We start from the raw sequence: 1,730 nt of genomic DNA on the forward strand, positions 1-1,730 counted from the left end.
GGGAAAACTACTTTGGGAGAACGTTCTCCCGGGCGAAATACGCGGCCGCCCGCTTGAGAATCTCGTTCTCCACCTCAAGGCGACGCTTCTCCTTACGGAGCCCGGTCAATTCGCGTTTCTCGGCGCTACTCAGCCGTGAATCGGAGCCGCCGGTGTCGTCGGCGGCGGCCTGGGCCATCCAGCTCCGCAAACACGACTCCGATATCGACAGTTCCTTCGCGATCGCAGACACCGGCTTGTCGCCAGCACGAGCAAGGTCCACGGCGCGGCGCCGGAACTCGGGCGGGTGAGGTGCAGGCACGAACAACATCCTCCCTGGTGGACCGGGTCCACCTCAGGTGACGTGTCCGGCGTCAGGGGTCAAGCTCACTCATCGACGGTGTCGCGGTAGGTTCGCTCGATCTGGCGCAGGAAGGCGAGGAACTCCTGGTGTCGGTGCTTGGGCTTGAGGGCCGCGGTCACTGGTCCGGTGGCGATCTCGAGCGCGGCGAACAGGGTCGTGGTGCCGTGCCGGTAGTAGTCGTGCGAACGGCGCTCGATCTTCCCGGGCTGCATCGGCAGGATCGGCACCGTGCGGTCCAGGGCCTGGATCCGGGACTTCTCATCGACGCTGAGCACGATCGCGTTCGCGGGGACGTCGGCGTTCGTGCCCAGGTAGAGCCCGCAGATGTCGGTGACCTTCCCGGCCAGCTCGGGGTCGGTGGAGAAGCGGAACGGTTCTGCCTTCCAGGGCTTGATCCCGAGATCCCATCAAGCAGCGGATAGGGTTCCGAGGTGGCTGCTCCCCGCCCCCCGCTCCCAACCCGCGCTGTCCTGCGGGCACCGCGCTGGCTGGCCAACGGCAACCCGGCCCAGCATCTGAGGAACGCCGGGCTGCACAACCGGCCGGTGCCCGGTGCGGCTGACAGCCACGAGGTGCAGACCGAGGAGTCCTACCTCCGCCGCCGCCGCCCGGGCCTGATCGACGTCGAGCACCTTGCTGGGCCGACCGTCCCCGTGCCTCGCCTGGAGCGACTCCTCGACGCCCAGCAGACCGCCGACATGGACTACGACATCGGCGCCGACGCAGTCGCCGAAGTCGCGGCCCTACAGGAGAAGGCGCAGCACTCCGACCGGCTCGTGGACGGGATAGTCGTCTGGCAGGCGGCCACCCTGTGCGCTCCGGCCGAGCAGCTTCCCGAGCTGACCGCCGGGGTACGCGAAGGTCTGTTGGCGCTGAGGACCGCCGGGCGCCCCGAAGAGCAGGTGATGCACTCGGTCGGGGTACACCTGGTGCGCCGATCGCCACAGCTGATCCATCGCACCAAGCTGTTCTTGCTGCTCCTGCAGCACGACCACGACCCCCGGCTGCGCGATGGAGACCTGGTCGCACTCCAGAAGGCACTCGACGGCGGCGAGGCTGTGTTCGCCGCGTCCCAGGACCTCTACCAAGGAGTGCTCGTCCCTGGCGAGGTGTACCTCGCCCCACTGCTGGGCGCCCTGTCGCCTGCGGTGTGGGCGTTCAGTGCCCACCGCACGCTCGGCATCATCGTCTACACCCTCGGCCAGCCCCTCCAGGGCAACTCCGGCAACGCCGCCGAACTGCTACAGACCCTGCCCCAGCAGGGAGCCAGCCCCGACCCGGCCCGCGAGCGCGCCCGCATCCCGACGCTGGGGACTGCCCCGAGTTCGGTTGACCCGATCTCGGTAGGTGGGTCAGGCCGCGTGGGCGGTGTTGAGCAGTGTCTCGA

2 protein-coding genes and 1 pseudogene are annotated in these 1,730 nt (G+C 68.5%); 1 reads left to right on the forward strand and 2 read right to left on the reverse strand.

The annotated features are described in order from the left end of the window. Positions 1-7: 7 nt before the first annotated feature. Positions 8-301, reverse strand: coding sequence for a transposase (locus FVA95_RS28575; protein WP_161992396.1), 294 nt, complete (start codon positions 299-301; stop codon positions 8-10). 86 nt (positions 302-387) lie between these two features. Further along, a pseudogene (locus FVA95_RS33355) lies at positions 388-741 on the reverse strand (IS630 family transposase); the annotation flags it as partial. A gap of 33 nt (positions 742-774) precedes the next feature. On the opposite strand from FVA95_RS33355, the gene FVA95_RS28585 reads away from it, so the two are divergent. After that, a partial coding sequence (locus tag FVA95_RS28585; RefSeq protein ID WP_149666882.1) for a hypothetical protein occupies positions 775-1,730 on the forward strand: 956 nt, incomplete at its 3' end.

It is taken from the genome of Pseudonocardia sp. EV170527-09 (assembly GCF_008369905.1).
Classification (GTDB): Bacteria; Actinomycetota; Actinomycetes; order Mycobacteriales; family Pseudonocardiaceae; genus Pseudonocardia.